Source organism: Anabaena sp. PCC 7938 (assembly GCF_049315035.1).
Classification (GTDB): Bacteria; Cyanobacteriota; Cyanobacteriia; order Cyanobacteriales; family Nostocaceae; genus Anabaena; species Anabaena cylindrica.
Genome location: NZ_CP186034.1, coordinates 5,838,767 through 5,854,720, shown reverse-complemented (window position 1 = coordinate 5,854,720; position 15,954 = coordinate 5,838,767). Strand labels below are relative to the sequence as shown.

Here is a 15,954-nt window from a genome sequence, read left to right as displayed (position 1 = left end):
ACTGAAACAGAGATGAAGGCAAGCCATAAATTTTCTGAGTTTATCGGAAATAATAATTAAATCCCTACTCAGCATTTTCTCATAAAAACTTCACTCAGCCAATATAGTATAATTTATTGTGGCTAAATAGCATCAAATTTATAGTGAATAAACCAAAAAAATGGCATGATTTAGTTGACAAAATTCCCGGACAAGTATATCTTTGTTTGGCTACTTTGATTTTTGGTGTTTCTAGTGCCGTAACCCGCAAGTTAACAGAAATTGGAGCGCAAAATTTAATAGCTGATCGCAATCCCATTTCTTTGTGTAATGTCTTATTTGTAGGGAATCTCTGCGCCTTAATATTTCTAGTCATCATTTATTGGCGACAGTGGAACAAAGCTACTCTCCAGAAACTTTCTCAACGGGATTGGTTTTACCTCACCATAGTAGCTCTTCTTTCAGGAGCCTTAGCTCCTAGTTTATTTTTCCAGGCTTTGGCTCTCACCAATGTCAACAATGTTGTTTTAGTTGGACGCTTAGAACCACCTCTGACACTGGCTTTATCAGTCTGGTGCTTAAAAGAAAGGGTAACTCGTTGGCAAGTTATAGGAGCATTTTTAGCTTTTGTTGGTGTTACCTTGACCATTATCCTTCAGCCACCAGCACAAGCTATGATGAATATGGGAGGTTTTGCCATAGGACTAGGCGAAATTCTTACGGCTGTAGCCTCAGTAGCTGTAGCTGTTGCCGCCATTATTGCTAAACAACGTCTTTCCCAAATTCCTTTAGGTATCTATAGCATTTTTCGGACTGCTTTGGGAACGGTGATATTTTTTGTTGTGGCTTTAACACTCTATGGTAAAGAGCATTTTATGGATGTGTTCTCACCGTTCCTTTGGCAATGGATGTTATTGTATAGTGCTGTAATTGTAGTTTTAGGTCAATTACTGTGGCTCAGAGGCTTCAAAACTTCCTCTGTGTCTACAACTATTTTGGTAGGCTCAGTTACACCAGTTATCAGTATTTTGGGAGCTTATTTAATCTTGGGTGAAATTCCTACTCAAGCACAATATATTGGTGGTAGCTTGGTTTTAGTTAGTATATTGTTGAGCCAAATCCAAACAAAACGCCAAATTAGTCCATTTGTATCCCAGATGAATTTAACTCCAATCAAACAAAAAATAGAAGCAGAAATGGGATTTAAGGGTTTTTAACCACAGCTTGATTCTCGCCTGATTATCCAAAATACGCTAAAATTCAAGCAGAGCAAGCATTCCCACACACATATCCATGCTAGAAACTCTCGCTTCCCGAATTTACGAACTTGAACAATTTGCCAACACCCTTGTTGCTAACCAACTCACCCACCTCAGCGTTGTGAGTATTGGCATCATATTTGCGGCTGGCTTGCTCACCAGCCTTACGCCATGTATGCTGTCTATGTTGCCGATTACCATCGGCTACATTGGTGGTTATGAAGCCAAAAGCCGTTTACAAGCCGCAGCACAGTCTACTTGGTTTGCTTTGGGATTAGCAACCACATTAGCAGGGATGGGAATCGTAGCAGGTTTAGTTGGAAAAGTCTACGGTCAAGTGGGAATTGGTTTACCAATTATTGTCAGCATTATTGCTATTATTATGGGGCTTAATTTATTAGAAGCCTTACCTATACAATTTCCATCTTTGAACGAAACAAATTGGATTTCCCAAGATTTGCCTCCCGGAGTCCGTTCTTATTGCATTGGTTTAACATTTGGGTTAGTCGCTTCACCTTGTAGTACACCAGTTTTAGCTAGTTTATTAGGTTGGGTTGCTAATACCCAAGATTTAATTTTAGGTGCTGTTTTATTACTTTCTTACACAGCCGGATATGTAGCCCCATTAATTTTAGCGGGTACATTTACTGCATCAATAAAAAAACTATTAGAATTGCGTCGCTGGTCTGGTTGGATTAATCCTATCAGTGGTGCATTATTAGTAGGATTTGGCGTATTTTCCTTAATTTCTCGCATCCCCATTGGTAGTTTCTAGGCATGACTTTAGATAATACAACATCCACAGAATTAAGTTGGTGGTTAATACCTTAGGCGATTTATCCGGCGTGAGATTTTGCCTGTATTAACTGATTTACGTTTGGCAATTATCCTGTTATTAGTAATTGCCTTATTTAGCGTCAGTGGCACGGTAATTGAACAGGGACAGTTGCCAGCATTTTATCAATCTAATTACCCAGAACATCCGGCTTTATTTGGGTTCCTTTCTTGGAAAGTAATTCAAGTTGTGGGGTTAGATCATGTATATCGAACTTGGTGGTTTTTAGCTTTATTAGTTTTATTTGGAACCAGTTTAACTGCTTGTACTTTTACTCGTCAATTACCAGCTTTAAAAGCTGCACAACGTTGGAAATATTATGAAGAACCTAGACAATTTCAAAAGTTAGCTTTGAGTGCAGAATTAGATGCGAGTTCTTTGCAGTCACTCACTCCAATATTACAAGAAAAACGTTATCGGATATTTCAGGAAAAAGATGATCTTCTCTATGCCCGTAAAGGAATAGTCGGTCGCATTGGGCCAATTGTTGTCCATATTGGTATCGTCGCTATCCTCTTAGGGGGAATTTGGGGCGCGATGACGGGTTTTATGGCTCAAGAAATGATTTCTAGTGGTGAAACTTTTCAAGTCAAAAATTTGATTGATGCTGGCCCTTGGTCATCTCAGGATGTGTTAAAAGATTGGTCTGTACGTGTAAATCGGTTTTGGATTGATTACACTCCTACAGGGGGAATTGATCAATTTTATTCTGATCTATCTGTGTTGAATAATGAGGGGAAAGAAGTTAACCATGAGAAGATTTTTGTTAACCAACCTCTGCGTTATCATGGCGTAGTTTTTTATCAAACTGATTGGGGAATTTCTAGCGTCCGCGTGAGATTAAATAAAAGTCCAATTTTTCAATTACCTATGGCGCAGTTAGACACCAAAGGGAAAGGAAGGATTTGGGGAACTTGGATTCCCACTAAACCTGATTTAAGTGAAGGTGTATCTCTGCTGGCAAAAGATTTGCAAGGTATGGTATTAATTTATGATGCTCAAGGCAAATTAATTAATACTGTTCGTGCAGGAATGTCTGTTCCTGTAAATGGAATCAATTTGAAAATCCTTGATGTTGTTGGTAGTACAGGTTTACAAATTAAATTTGATCCTGGTATTCCCATTGTTTATGCAGGGTTTGCTTTACTAATGTTGGGTGTAGTGATGAGTTATTTTTCCCATTCCCAAGTTTGGGCTTTACAAAAGGGCGATATGCTGTATGTAGGTGGTAAGACTAACCGCGCTCAAGTTGCTTTTGAAAGAGAGGTTTTAGAGATTTTAGATCAACTGACTAACCCAGCACAAAAATAATCTTTTTCTGCATATTTGGGGCATAATAGCAATTAAGTGGTGTATTTTATTCCTATGAATAAATCCAATATTCAATCACTGATTGCAAGTATTCACCAAGAACTGATTCCACAGTTAATTGTGGAAAGTGTTCATCCTCACAACCCAGCACAAGTACGCCATATTCCCGCGCCTTGGCAACTACTAGGTACAGGAAACTACGCAGCAGTGGTTTATCATCCTGAATACCCAGACTTGGTGGTTAAAGTTTATGCCCCCGGTCGTCCTGGGTTTGAGGAGGAACTAGAAGTTTACAATCGTCTTGGTTCACACCCGGCTTTTTCTGAGTGTTTTTATGCCCACGAAGGCTTGTTAGTCTTGAAAAGATTATATGGTGTTACCCTTTATGACTGTCTGCACAAAGGTTTGCGTATTCCTCCCCAAGTAATCAGAGATATTGATAGTGCTTTAGACTATGCGCGAACTCGTGGACTTTACCCTCATGATGTTCATGGCAAGAATGTGATGATGTCTGAGGGGAGAGGTTTAGTTGTTGATATTTCTGATTTTCTGCAACAGGAATACTGCTCAAAATGGGATAGTTTGAAAAAGGCTTATTATTTGATATATTTGCCTATTTTCTATCCTTTGCGGTTGCGAGTACCTTATCCACTTTTAGATAGGGTTCGCAAAACCTACCGCTTTGTAAATTCTTTTGCAGGTAAGGTATTTAAATTTATTAACAGATTACGTCGTCGGAAATCTCTCAAAAATTAAATGATCCTAACTGGATTGAAAAACAATACTAAACTGAATGATTCAATTAAGTTATTGAGTAAGAAACTAAAATGATTTTTTACTAACAACTCAAAAAGGAATGAAAAATATGAAATTAATTGATGAATATCAAAAAACAGGATTCATTAAAGCTGGAGAATTGTTATTAACTCCTACTCATGCACTTGACTTTATTAAAGAGATTGAATCTAGAGATATTTTAATTTTAGGTGTAAATTTATGGTGTTATTTTAATGATCAAATTGCCGAAGATCCTGGTTCATTAGATTTAAGTGAAATTGATGATATAGCAATTCCCAATCTCATGAAATACACCCCACCCGCGCTGTCGCGCACCCTCCCCTTGGTAAGGGGAGGGTTGGGGAGGGGTAATTTTGTATCTAACTAGAGTGGGAAAGGCTATATTCCAGAAAGCTTGTCTATAGCTAAACAATTTATTACTCATAATTTACCAGAAGGAACTGCTTTTGTTTCTTTTGTTTTAGATGAATAAATTGCTATATTCTGAAAGTTGTAGTCAAAAACGTTCGTAGTGGTGACTTAAGCCCTCACTACAAAAAAATTCTGGGTTAAAAAATCTCTTCTTTTTCTTTTATATGTTTTACCTCAACCACGGTATGCACATTTCCACGGGGAGTAAAATCAGTCTTCACCGTAACTTCCAAAGGTTCGCAAGCAGCAACAAAATCATCTAAGATTTGATTTGCTGTTTCTTCGTGGGAAATATAGCGATCGCGATAACTATTAATATACAGCTTCAAAGCCTTCAATTCTACCACCCGTTCATCAGGGATATAGGTGATATAAATAGTCGCAAAGTCAGGATAACCGGAAAATGGACATTTACAGGTAAATTCCGGCAAGGTAATACTAATATCGTAGCGTCTACCCACACGCGGGTTAGGAAATGTAATTAATTTCCCTTCTGCAATCTCGCGTTCACCATATTTCATTTCTGGGTTTGCTGGGGTAACAGTCTCAGGTAAGGTATTACTCATAAAATTTAGTCAAAAAAATGCAGAGATTCATAAACTTTAATCTAACATTGATTGCTAAATCATTACTAGGTACTCATAACTCGGTACTAAGAACTTGTTTCCCAGTCTGGACAATTCGCGTCATCCCAACCGTGGGGATGCATAGCACAAACTAGCAAGTTACCGCTATAAACTTGCCCATGATAGTTGCTACAACCGATACAAGCGGCATTTTTTTCTATTGTAGGTTCAACTGCATAAGGAAAACCGGGATCGACATCTCCTACCACGTCTTCCAATTCCCAGTAAACTTCCAAAAGCGGTTCGGCTAATTCTTGTAAGTACTGGTCAATGTCAGCGGCAATGCTATTGTGTATCTGTTCGGTAATTTCTTCCGTCAGTTCAAAAAATGAATCTACCATATCATTCATTACTAGGAAGAAGCTCTCTACTTCATCAGCCAAAGTTTCGATGATTTCAACTAAGTCTTTTTGCCACGGTTCCATAAGCTTAACTGCCTTAATGGCTACAAACAGGATGCTTGATATACCTGCTTGTAAGTGCTAGTGTACACAATAGGAAATGCACATAAAACAAGCTGTGCATATATCATCATTGCCAACTGACAACTTTTGCTGAGTTCTCAAAGTAAAAAGTAATTTTTTACTGATCGTTTTTGAGTTGCTCTAACTTTTGCTGCAATTCTAGTACTTGTTGGCGTAAATGATCAACATTTCCAGTTGGTTCTTGTTTAACAGCTGGTTCTTCATCTACCTCCAAGATTTCGATGCGACGAGGTTCAGAAGGGGCTGTTTTTTCAGGTGTATCACCAGGTGCTTGGGGTTGTTGGGCTTGCTTCATCATATCTTCGACGAAACGACGAGCTTCTTCTGTATTCATTTCGCCCTTAGCCACCATCTCGTCAGCCAGTTTTTGGACTTGCGATCGCAGTTCGGCTAATTTTCCCCCTGCTTTCTCACCAGCGTAAGAAGCCAAGCCTACACCAAGGTAAAAAGCTTTTTGAACAATATCTCCAAAACCAGGCATTGCTGCAAAGCGCTCCTAAAAATGGGGCGACCCGGAGACTACGCCTACCACAAGCATCCCTTATTGCTGCTACCTTCCGGTCCTGACAAGATTTGGGCGTTGAAGTTGCATAGATCCAGGTCTAAAAGTAATCATAACATAAAAATTCAGTAATTGTGTGTCATTCCATAACAATTCGCCATTCGTAAAGCTGATAAGTGACACAACCGTTATGTACCAAGGGATCACCAGCAACTATGGCCTGTGCTTCATCCATTGACGCTGCCTCAAACAGCATCATTCCCCCTCCTTTTTGCGCCCAATAGCCTGTTTTAGCTTTGTGTCCTTTGTCTATCAAGTCTTGTACATAAGCTGTGTGGGCGGGTACATATTGATCAAAGGTGGGTTTATCCACTTTACCTGCTTCAATCTTTACAAACCAAGGCATATCAATTTTATATTGGGAATTGGGAATAACTTATCATATCCTTGATTTTTATCTATTTGCATGATCATGACAATGGACATTGACAAAATTTAAATATGCGTTTTCCAAAACTTTTCTAGAAACCCTACTACTTCACGACGGTAAACACTGGAATATTAAATCAGAGTTTCCTTGTTTGTCTTGTAGCTGTTGAGCAAAATTTAATTAAAAAATGGTTACGAATATTTATTTTTATTCAATTATTACAATATGCCAATCATAGATAATAAGAAAATGCCAGATTTCTTAAAATTAAATCCACCACAATAGCATCATGATCACCGAATTAATCCTCAATCCCAATCAAGTTCTCAGACTAGGCTCAAAAGGTGTAAAAGTTGAGCATTTACAACAAATATTAAAAGCGCTCAACCTAGATCCAGGTTTGATAGATGGTGATTTTGGTAACAAAACTCTAGCGGCTGTGCAACAGTTTCAACAACAACAGAGACTTGAAGCTGATGGAATTGTGGGAGTGATTACTCAGAATGCTTTAAATCAGTCTATTGCCAACTTAAATCAAAACTTTTATGGTGGCAAATCTGGAAAACTACCGCTTTCAGGAATTTCTCTGATTAAAGAATTTGAAGGGTTGTCTTTAGAGGCTTATCCTGATCCTGATCCTAAAAATGGTGGTAAACCCATCACTATTGGTTGGGGAACTACTCGCAAAAAAGATGGTAGTGAATGGAAGTTAGGTGAAAAAATTACTAAAGAAGAAGCAGAAGAACTTTTGATTTCTCAACTAGAAAATAATTATTTACCAAGTCTGCAAAAAATTCCTGTATGGAATGAGTTGAACCCTAACCAACAGGGAGCCTTATTAAGTTTTTGTTACAACTTAGGTGCTAATTTTTATGGTGGTGCTAATTTCCAGAGCATTACTAGAGTTTTAAAAAATCAACAGTGGGATGAAATTGAAGAAACTTTTGTTAAGTACAGAAGCCCTGGTAGCCTGGTTGAGGAGGGTTTAAAGCGCAGGAGATTGGCAGAAGCTAAACTATTTTTAACTAGTTTGCCGTCAGTCCCCTACTGAACCTGAAAGGTCAGTGGCAAGCAATATCTAAATGTTGATTGGGGAGTTAAGACCAAAGCTTAGAAACAAGTCTAAGCTGCGGCACTCCCCCATGATTACAGAAGCCGACACTGTTCTTGGTACTTCAATTCAGTGTAGGTGATTCACGCTGTATTACTCGCCTTCTACCAAAGCACGATATTCATCGGCTGTCATGGCTTCATCAAGCTCACCAGGGTCATTGATACGGACTTTGATCAACCAACCTTCACCATGTGGGTCGTCTGATACTTGTTCGGGAAATTGAATCAAAATCTCATTGCGTTCTATTACTGTACCGCTGATTGGTGCATTGAGTTCCTCAACGGCTTTTACTGATTCGATTGTGCCAAATTTGTCACCCAGGCTAATCGCATCTCCAATGTCTGCCAGTTCTAAATGTACAATATCACCCAATTCATCTACAGCAAATGCGCTAATCCCAATAGTAGCGATTTCTCCATCTAAGCGTGCATACTCATGAGAATCTAGATATCGCAAATCTTGCGGATATTCAAAAGACATAAAACTTCCTCTTCCACGTTCAAAAATTAGTGTTACAACAGTAACCCAAAACACATTATTCCTTAAAACCTTCAAAGGTTATCAATTAGTTACACGATTTTTTGAGCGATAAAAGGGACGTTTGATAACTACTGCGGGGTACGCTTTACCCCGAATTTCCACTTCTAGCTGCTGTTTGACGGTTGCTAATTGGGTAGGAACGTAAGCTAAGGCTATGGGATAACCTAGTGTTGGTGAGATAGTTCCACTAGTTACTTCTCCAACAACTTGACTTGAGGATAACACTGGGTAGCCATGACGAGCAATATTTCTGCCTTGGGTTTGTAAACCTACGAGTTTACGACGCACTCCTTCAGTTTTTTGTTGTTCTAAAACACTACGCCCAATAAAATCGCCTTTGGTATCTAAATGAACTAACCAACCTAAACCAGCTTCTAAGGGTGTGGTATGATCGTCGATGTCTTGACCATAAAGTGCCATTGCTGCTTCCAGACGCAGAGTGTCTCTGGCACCGAGTCCGCAAGGGATGACACCAAGATTATGGAGATGTTGCCATAATTTTACCCCTACTTCTGGATCTACCATGACTTCAAAGCCATCTTCTCCAGTGTAGCCTGTACGGGCGAGGAAAGCGGGGTGACTGAGAATGGTTGTTTCTATATGCCCAAAGGCTTTGACTGGTGTTAAATCTGCTGAAACTAAGGACTGGAGATGGCTGGTAGCTTTTGGCCCTTGTACGGCAATTAAAACTTTATGCCGTGACAGGTCTTGAAAGTGGACTATATTAGGGTCTAAGTGTGCCAAGATCCATGCTTTATCTTTATCGGTGGTTGAGGCATTGACTATAATGACTACGTTTTGTGTATCTGTGGTGTCTTTGCCTAAATAATAAATAATGATGTCGTCAATAATTCCGGCTTCAGCATTTAACAATACTGTATATTGGGCCTGACCGGGTTGTAGGCGACTCAAGTCTGAGGGAACTAAGTTCTGAAGTTGGTCAATGAGGGTTTTACCTTGAAGGGTAAATTTGCCCATGTGGGAAATGTCAAACATTCCGGCGTTGTTTCTGACCGCTTGGTGTTCGCTACTGATACCGCTATATTGTACGGGCATTTCCCAGCCACCAAAATTGGTGAAGCGGGCTTTGAGTTCTACACTCGTTTGATATAAAGGGGTTCGCGCTGGAGATTGGGAGGCAGCGAGGTCTTGGAAGTTGCCCCCATGAGCGACTGCCGACGAGGTAATATTTTCTTGATTAGTCACAGGTAGTTAGTTAGGCGTGCGATCGCAGGTACGCTTGCCGTAGGCATCGCACCTCAATATCTATCTATCCTACGAGATGACTTCTAATTTAGCAGATAATTACTCAACATCCCCTAGTGCGGTTTAATAATTAATAGTGGAAGTGTTGAGATTTATTAAGCAGAAATTATGAAGTATTGGCAAATATTGGCTAGTTTTGTTTTAGCTGTGGTGCTGTTTGTGTCTCCCTTACCAGCAGAAGCTGCAAGTTCTTCTAGTGTGAATAGTTCTATTGGTAACATTGATAATCAAGGAGCCAGTGGACAAGACTATTCTGGTCAAAACTTAGCCGGGACTGAGTTTACTAGCGTGAAATTAGAAAATACTAACTTTAGTAATGCTGATTTACGTGGTGGTGTATTTAACGGTGCTTTATTAGAGGGTGTAAATCTACATGGTGTAGATTTTAGGCAGGGTATTGCCTATCTTGCCAGGTTCAAAAATACTGACTTCAGTGATGCGGTGTTGACTGATGCCATGATGTTACGCACAACTTTTGATGATGTTGATGTCACAGGTGCAGATTTTACCAACGCAATTTTAGACATGACACAGGTGAAAAAACTCTGTGTAAATGCCAGGGGTGTCAATTCTCAAACTGGTGTAGACACTCGCGAATCTTTAGGTTGTAAGTAATAACTAGACTAATTTTATCCCCCTCCCTATTGTTTCTTGTGGAGGGGGATTTTCTCAATTTAACGCTCATGTTGGGTTTCCACTTGGCAATTAGTGGGGAAATATCCTGTTTTCACTGCTGTCTATACCAGGAAATCATTATACAATCCAGCATTTTATTACCCGCAACTTGGGTTAGGTATAAAAATTAATAATATTTAGCCAAATACGGAAAAATATTTGTTTTGCTTCGGAAATCCTCACTACTGCAACCAAATTATTTAGATTATTTAGGAAGTATAAATTATTCTCATCTCCCCAGGATGGTATATTTGTGTTAAAATATCTAAAACTAATACCTTGAGCTAACATCAATGGGGAAGGTTTTAGTCCTAAACGCCTCCTACGAACCGCTCAACATCACGAGTTGGCGACGTGCCATAGTTTTGTTGATTAAAGGCAAAGCAGAACACGTAGAACATAACGGTAAATTCATATACACGGATTTCCCATTGCCAACCGTAATCCGGTTGCGTCATTACGTTCGTGTCCCCTATAAGGAAATTCCTCTTACTCGCCGGAATATATTGCATCGTGACAGTCATACTTGTCAATACTGTGGCTACACAGGAGACGAATTGACCTTAGATCATGTCATGCCGCGATCGCGTGGAGGGGGGGATACCTGGGAAAACATTGTTACGGCTTGTGTACGCTGCAACGTCAAAAAAGGCTGTCGTACACCCCATGAAGCCCGTATGCCTTTGCGCTATCCTCCGCGTCAACCTTATAGTAGCCTCTACTTCGAGGTGACAAAACATCTGAAGAGTGGACTTCATCAAGAGTGGCAAAAATATGTAATAGGACTTTGACGTTACAAAAAATCAGCCAGGCATCAAGAGATAAGTCTTTACTTGTGCGGATTACTGTTTGACTTTAGCCAGTAAAGCATACCACGAGTAAAAGGTCTAGTCCGGTTTTGGTTGGTGTTGATCCGCAGTTTTTCAGGAACGTTCCCAAAAGCTGGAATAGGGTGCTGCCAAAATTTAGCTAACATAAAATATAGGCAGACTTATCATCATACATCATTATGTGAAGTATGGTCTATTGTTGCTGAAAATTATTAAAATTTACGAATCACAAACTCAAGACTGAAAAATACAAAGAAAAAATCTATAGCCCAACTTAGTTGAAGGAGGCAGAGGCAGGAGGAGCAAATCATGCACTGATGTGATCAATTATTGAATAATGTTGTTGAAAAAAAATACACCCACCTCACCAGTGCAAAGACTGTAAATTTCTGCCAAGATCATAATGTGTGGCTAAACCAGTGATGCGCTGATCGGAGTATCTCGGAAGGCATACACAAGCCACCACGCTGACAACCAAACGCCCTATGTACTTGAATTCTTCAGTTACTCAATTTGATAATTTATCGTTAGAACTAAAACCGGAGGAAGTTGAGATAGATAAAGAATCTTATGAACTTCCTCCGCTTGCCAGGCCTTCTTTACCAGGATCAAATGGTGATGGAGGAGGTATATATTTAGCTCAACGTGGCAATAATTCCCTTCCCGGTCAAAAGTCAGAAGAGTTACAAAAAATCCTGCTCTGTCATAGACATGAGCGTCATTTGGTAATTCTGCAAGATTTTCCTGACCCTGATGCGCTTTCGTGCGCTTGGGCTTACCAATTAATTACTCAACAATACGATATCAAATGTGAAATTGTTTATGCTGGAACCTTAAGCCACCAAGAGAATATTGCCTTAGTCAAGTTGACTAACTTACCCGCTCAACGCTGGACAATGCAATCCCTAAAAAGTAAAGATTTGTCATCTTATCAAGGGTTTGTGTTAATTGATAACCAGGGAACCACATCACAGCTTTTATCAGCAGTACAACAGGCAGGAATTCCCTTAGTAGTGCTAGTTGACCATCATAGCTTGCAAGGGGAACTCAAAGCTGAGTTTGTTGATGTGCGTCCATATGTGCGGGCAACGGCAACAATATTTACTCAATACTTACAAGCGGGGTTACTGTCATTAGATAGCAGTATTAGCCAACACGTTAAATGTGCTACTGCCTTAATGCATGGTTTGCGCTCAGATACCAATAGGTTAATGCAAGCGCAGGAAGAAGATTTTATGGCTGCTGCATATCTGAGCCGATTTTATGATGCTCAGTTGCTGAATGCCATTCTACAGGCAAATCGTTCTAAGCGGGTAATGGATGTGATCGAGCGATCGCTCAAAAATCGCATTGTCCAAAATAACTTTTCCATAGCTGGGGTTGGTTACTTACGCTACGACGATAGAGATGCTATTCCCCAAGCGGCTGATTTTCTTGTCACAGAAGAAAATGTTCACACCGCAGTAGTTTATGGCATCGTTCACGATGAAGATGACGAACTAGAAGTAGTTATAGGTTCCCTCAGAACCACAAAACTTACCCTAGACCCCGACGAATTTATTAAAGAAGCCTTTGGACAAGATAGCACAGGAAGGTTTTTTGGTGGTGGACGTACTGGTGCAGGAGGCTTTGAAATTCCGATGGGTTTTTTATCTGGTAGCAATGAAAATTCTGCTTATGCAAAAATCAAATGGGAAGTTTATGATGCTCAAATCAAGCAGAAATTGTTGAAGTTAGTAAATCCTAGAGATAACCCAATTCAGTCGTAGCAGCAAATTGGTAAGTGAGGAGAATTGCTAACTCCTCACTATTCAAATCAGGAATAGCAGGAAAATGGTTGATCGAGGATAATTTTCCTGTTTTTCGTCTTGTTGCTATTTTTGATAATTATTCTTACCCATTACCAATTACCAGCCCCAACAGAGAAAATCAATATTTAAATGAGCATGATTGATTTTTATTAAAAGTCATAAAATCCATTCAGAAGCGCGATCGCCTAAGTCGAGGGGAATACTCACTGCTTTACCCAGTCGGGGACGCTCTTTTGTCTGTGTAATAAAAGTTTGTACTTGTATTGTTCCCCCCAAGGCATTGAGATAATTGGCAATATCATTGATATGTTCTTGGTACTCGGCCTCGCTTAAGGGGAATGAAGCTTGCTCAACATATTTCCACATCACTTGCAGAAATACCTTCCCCTGTGTCCTGCGGAACTGGACATCATAAGAGTATCCCCATTTATCAATCAGCAGTTGTCGTAATTCCTGTCCTGTCATATCTATGATTTGCATTTGGGATTGAGAATAGTCAGGCTGAGGGTGTTTCCTCGATTTGAAATATCCCAGCCTATCCTTAATGGGATCAAAAGTTTTCTCCATTAGATTTTACATTTAGTTATGATGTTAAGTTCCGTAACTCCAGTATGATAAGGATATAAAGAAATGTAATGCTAACAGAAAAGATGCTAGATATGTCTTGCAACAAAGAAGTATGGTGTCGCTGAAGGCATTAGCATTTCGACTCAGACAGGAGTTGCTCAAGTGCTGGTACTCTTGTCAAAATGCTTAATAAATTACACAAAGAGCGCGTAGATTATGGCTCAATTTTCTGAATCAGCAGACGTGCCTGATATGGGTCGTCGTCAATTCATGAACCTGCTCACTTTTGGGACTGTGACCGGAGTGGCGCTAGGTGCATTGTATCCTGTTGTCAACTACTTTATCCCTCCCGCCAGCGGTGGTGGTGGCGGTGGTACAGTTGCCAAAAACGAACTAGGTAACGACGTTAGTGTTGGTCAATTTCTAGAAAGCCATAATGTGGGCGATCGCACTTTGGTTCAAGGACTCAAAGGTGATCCTACATATATTGTGGTCGAAAGCAAAGAAGCGATCGCTGACTATGGGATTAACGCCATCTGTACTCACTTAGGTTGTGTTGTCCCTTGGAACGTAGCTGAAAACAAATTTAAATGTCCTTGTCACGGTTCTCAGTACGATGCTACTGGTAAAGTCGTTCGGGGGCCTGCACCCAAGTCTTTAGCTCTGGCTCATGCCGCAGTTAATGACGACAAAATCGTTTTGACACCTTGGACAGAAACCGACTTCCGTACCGGTGAAGCAGCTTGGTGGGCTTAGAGAGTACTGAGTATTGAGTACCGAGTACTGAGGATTGAGCTATTAGTCTAAAGTCAAAAGTCCAGAGTTTTGAATCAATTCTTGACCAAAGACCAAAGACCAATAACCAATAACCAATGACCAATGACTAATGACCACTGACTAATGTAATGACTTTATAGAGATGAGAAACGCCTGTACACCTGCGAGGTTAACTCGTACTGCTAAAGTAATGTTAAACGCATTGCTGATAGCGATCGCCACCGTGACCTTTTTCTTCACCAGCGATATAGCCCAACCCCAAACCGCTGCGGCTTATCCATTCTGGGCGCAAGCAGCCTATCCTGAAACTCCCCGCGAACCAACAGGACGGATTGTTTGCGCTAACTGTCACCTAGCAGCTAAACCTACAGAAGTAGAAGTACCCCAATCGGTACTACCTGACACCGTATTTAAAGCGATCGTCAAAATTCCCTACGATACCAGCGCACAGCAAGTAGGCGCTGATGGTTCTAAAGTCGGCTTAAACGTCGGTGCTGTATTAATGTTGCCCGACGGCTTCAAAATTGCGCCAGAAGACCGCATTCCTGAAGAAATGAAGGAAGAAGTAGGCGATGTTTACTTCCAACCTTACGGTGAAGACAAAGACAATATTGTCATTGTTGGCCCCTTACCCGGCGAACAATATCAAGAAATTGTCTTTCCTATTCTGTCACCTAACCCCGCTACCGACAAAAATATCCACTTTGGCAAATATTCCGTTCATGTAGGCGGAAACCGGGGACGCGGACAAGTATATCCCACAGGTGAAAAGAGCAATAACAACATTTACAACGCTTCTGCTGCTGGCACAATTAGCAAGATTGCCAAAGAAGAAGACGAAGACGGTAATGTTAAGTATGTAATCAGCATCACAACTGAAGCTGGTGAAGTTGTTAATGATACTGTTCCCGCAGGCCCAGATCTAATTGTTTCTGAAGGACAAACAGTTGCATCTGGTGATGCTTTGACCAACAACCCCAACGTTGGCGGTTTCGGTCAACTAGATGCAGAAATTGTCTTACAAGATAGTTCCAGAGTTGCATGGATGGTTGCTTTCGTCTGTTTAGTGATGTTGGCACAAGTTATGCTGGTACTAAAGAAAAAGCAGATTGAAAAAGTTCAAGCTGCTGAGATGAATTTCTAAATTCTCTGCTAAATAATTCATTTTTAGACAGGCAAGATGCCTGTCTTTTTTTATATCTCAACATCCATCAAAAGCAGGTGGATAAATAACTTTACCCTTGTATTTTTTATCATAGCTTTGCAATGTTTTAACCATAAAGACATCATCCGGCACTGGAAACGGAGATTCTATTTGATAATCAACTGAGGGAACAAACCCAAAGCGTGTATAGAAAGAAGGATAACCCAGTACAATAACTATAGCTTCTTTTCTGGTATTTGCTATTTCTAAACTTGCATTTATTAATGCACTACCAATTCCTTGTTTGTGAAACTGTGGATGAACTGCTATGGGTGCTAAACCAAGAACCTGGAATGTATCTTCATCGACCAAATCAATATAGCTATAAAGAATATGACCAATCACTCTACCATCAATTTCTGCTACTAATGATAACTCTGGAATATAGCGGTCAGAAATCCGAATTTTCTCAATCAGTAGAGCTTCATTTTCACCTTTAAAAGCTAGAGTATTAACCTCAGCTATTGCAGGATAGTCTAGGAGAGTTTCACCACGAATTTTCATCTTAACAGTTCCTATTTTCAAAATATTTAG

General features: G+C 40.1%; 18 protein-coding genes, 1 other RNA gene and 1 pseudogene. 11 read left to right on the top strand and 9 right to left on the bottom strand.

Annotation, left to right across the window (positions count from 1 at the left end):
• Window positions 1–143 precede the first annotated feature (143 nt).
• The 5 genes and pseudogenes from ACOWPH_RS26080 (at window position 144) to ACOWPH_RS26060 (ending at window position 4,549) form a co-directional block, all read left to right on the top strand.
• On the top strand, window positions 144–1,196 hold the full coding sequence (locus ACOWPH_RS26080) for a DMT family transporter (RefSeq protein ID WP_015213020.1): 1,053 nt from the start codon (window positions 144–146) through the stop codon (window positions 1,194–1,196).
• Window positions 1,197–1,272: 76 nt separating this feature from the next.
• Window positions 1,273–2,013: a cytochrome c biogenesis protein CcdA gene (locus ACOWPH_RS26075; protein ID WP_015213019.1), complete on the top strand. Its 741-nt coding sequence runs from the start codon at window positions 1,273–1,275 to the stop codon at window positions 2,011–2,013.
• A 2-nt stretch (window positions 2,014–2,015) separates the two neighbouring features.
• Window positions 2,016–3,384: pseudogene (locus ACOWPH_RS26070) on the top strand (cytochrome c biogenesis protein).
• A gap of 54 nt (window positions 3,385–3,438) precedes the next feature.
• Complete coding sequence (locus ACOWPH_RS26065; protein WP_015213017.1) at window positions 3,439–4,140, top strand: hypothetical protein; 702 nt, start codon at window positions 3,439–3,441, stop codon at window positions 4,138–4,140.
• 109 nt (window positions 4,141–4,249) lie between these two features.
• On the top strand, window positions 4,250–4,549 hold the full coding sequence (locus ACOWPH_RS26060) for a hypothetical protein (RefSeq protein WP_015213016.1): 300 nt from the start codon (window positions 4,250–4,252) through the stop codon (window positions 4,547–4,549).
• Between the two features lie 181 nt (window positions 4,550–4,730).
• Here the strand turns inward: ACOWPH_RS26060 and queF are convergent, their stop codons facing one another.
• The 5 genes from queF to ACOWPH_RS26035 all read right to left on the bottom strand — a co-directional run bounded on the left by queF (window position 4,731) and on the right by ACOWPH_RS26035 (window position 6,612).
• Window positions 4,731–5,159 (bottom strand): preQ(1) synthase, encoded by a 429-nt coding sequence (queF, locus tag ACOWPH_RS26055; protein ID WP_015213015.1) that lies wholly within the window; start codon window positions 5,157–5,159, stop codon window positions 4,731–4,733.
• Window positions 5,160–5,245: 86 nt separating this feature from the next.
• Window positions 5,246–5,644 (bottom strand): hypothetical protein, encoded by a 399-nt coding sequence (locus tag ACOWPH_RS26050; protein ID WP_015213014.1) that lies wholly within the window; start codon window positions 5,642–5,644, stop codon window positions 5,246–5,248.
• 157 nt (window positions 5,645–5,801) lie between these two features.
• A complete protein-coding gene (locus tag ACOWPH_RS26045; protein WP_015213013.1) occupies window positions 5,802–6,185 on the bottom strand; it encodes a phasin family protein in 384 nt (127 codons plus the stop codon).
• A 25-nt stretch (window positions 6,186–6,210) separates the two neighbouring features.
• Window positions 6,211–6,307, bottom strand: an RNA gene (ffs, locus tag ACOWPH_RS26040) — signal recognition particle sRNA small type.
• A gap of 38 nt (window positions 6,308–6,345) precedes the next feature.
• A complete protein-coding gene (locus ACOWPH_RS26035) occupies window positions 6,346–6,612 on the bottom strand; it encodes a YciI family protein (RefSeq protein WP_015213012.1) in 267 nt (88 codons plus the stop codon).
• Between the two features lie 313 nt (window positions 6,613–6,925).
• Between ACOWPH_RS26035 and ACOWPH_RS26030 the strand changes: the two genes are divergently transcribed.
• Window positions 6,926–7,687 (top strand): glycoside hydrolase family protein, encoded by a 762-nt coding sequence (locus ACOWPH_RS26030; RefSeq protein WP_015213011.1) that lies wholly within the window; start codon window positions 6,926–6,928, stop codon window positions 7,685–7,687.
• A gap of 153 nt (window positions 7,688–7,840) precedes the next feature.
• Here ACOWPH_RS26030 and gcvH read toward each other — a convergent pair whose 3' ends face one another.
• On the bottom strand, window positions 7,841–8,230 hold the full coding sequence (gcvH, locus tag ACOWPH_RS26025) for a glycine cleavage system protein GcvH (RefSeq protein WP_015213010.1): 390 nt from the start codon (window positions 8,228–8,230) through the stop codon (window positions 7,841–7,843).
• 81 nt (window positions 8,231–8,311) lie between these two features.
• Entirely contained in the window at window positions 8,312–9,496 is a 1,185-nt protein-coding gene (gcvT, locus tag ACOWPH_RS26020; RefSeq protein WP_015213009.1) for a glycine cleavage system aminomethyltransferase GcvT, read from the bottom strand.
• A gap of 168 nt (window positions 9,497–9,664) precedes the next feature.
• Here gcvT and ACOWPH_RS26015 point away from each other — a divergent pair, with 168 nt between their 5' ends.
• The 3 genes from ACOWPH_RS26015 (at window position 9,665) to ACOWPH_RS26005 (ending at window position 12,830) form a co-directional block, all read left to right on the top strand.
• A complete protein-coding gene (locus tag ACOWPH_RS26015) occupies window positions 9,665–10,171 on the top strand; it encodes a pentapeptide repeat-containing protein (RefSeq protein WP_015213008.1) in 507 nt (168 codons plus the stop codon).
• Window positions 10,172–10,524: 353 nt separating this feature from the next.
• Window positions 10,525–11,022 (top strand): HNH endonuclease, encoded by a 498-nt coding sequence (locus ACOWPH_RS26010; protein ID WP_015213007.1) that lies wholly within the window; start codon window positions 10,525–10,527, stop codon window positions 11,020–11,022.
• 524 nt (window positions 11,023–11,546) lie between these two features.
• On the top strand, window positions 11,547–12,830 hold the full coding sequence (locus tag ACOWPH_RS26005; protein WP_015213006.1) for a DHH family phosphoesterase: 1,284 nt from the start codon (window positions 11,547–11,549) through the stop codon (window positions 12,828–12,830).
• Window positions 12,831–13,028: 198 nt separating this feature from the next.
• Here ACOWPH_RS26005 and ACOWPH_RS26000 read toward each other — a convergent pair whose 3' ends face one another.
• Window positions 13,029–13,337 (bottom strand): DUF3067 family protein, encoded by a 309-nt coding sequence (locus ACOWPH_RS26000; RefSeq protein ID WP_042465660.1) that lies wholly within the window; start codon window positions 13,335–13,337, stop codon window positions 13,029–13,031.
• Window positions 13,338–13,655: 318 nt separating this feature from the next.
• Here ACOWPH_RS26000 and petC point away from each other — a divergent pair, with 318 nt between their 5' ends.
• Both petC and petA read left to right on the top strand, forming a co-directional pair.
• Window positions 13,656–14,195, top strand: a complete 540-nt coding sequence (gene petC, locus ACOWPH_RS25995) for a cytochrome b6-f complex iron-sulfur subunit (protein WP_015213004.1) — start codon at window positions 13,656–13,658, stop codon at window positions 14,193–14,195.
• Between the two features lie 163 nt (window positions 14,196–14,358).
• Entirely contained in the window at window positions 14,359–15,360 is a 1,002-nt protein-coding gene (petA, locus tag ACOWPH_RS25990; RefSeq protein ID WP_015213003.1) for a cytochrome f, read from the top strand.
• 57 nt (window positions 15,361–15,417) lie between these two features.
• Here petA and ACOWPH_RS25985 read toward each other — a convergent pair whose 3' ends face one another.
• A complete protein-coding gene (locus ACOWPH_RS25985; protein WP_015213002.1) occupies window positions 15,418–15,924 on the bottom strand; it encodes a GNAT family N-acetyltransferase in 507 nt (168 codons plus the stop codon).
• Between the last annotated feature and the right edge of the window lie 30 nt (window positions 15,925–15,954).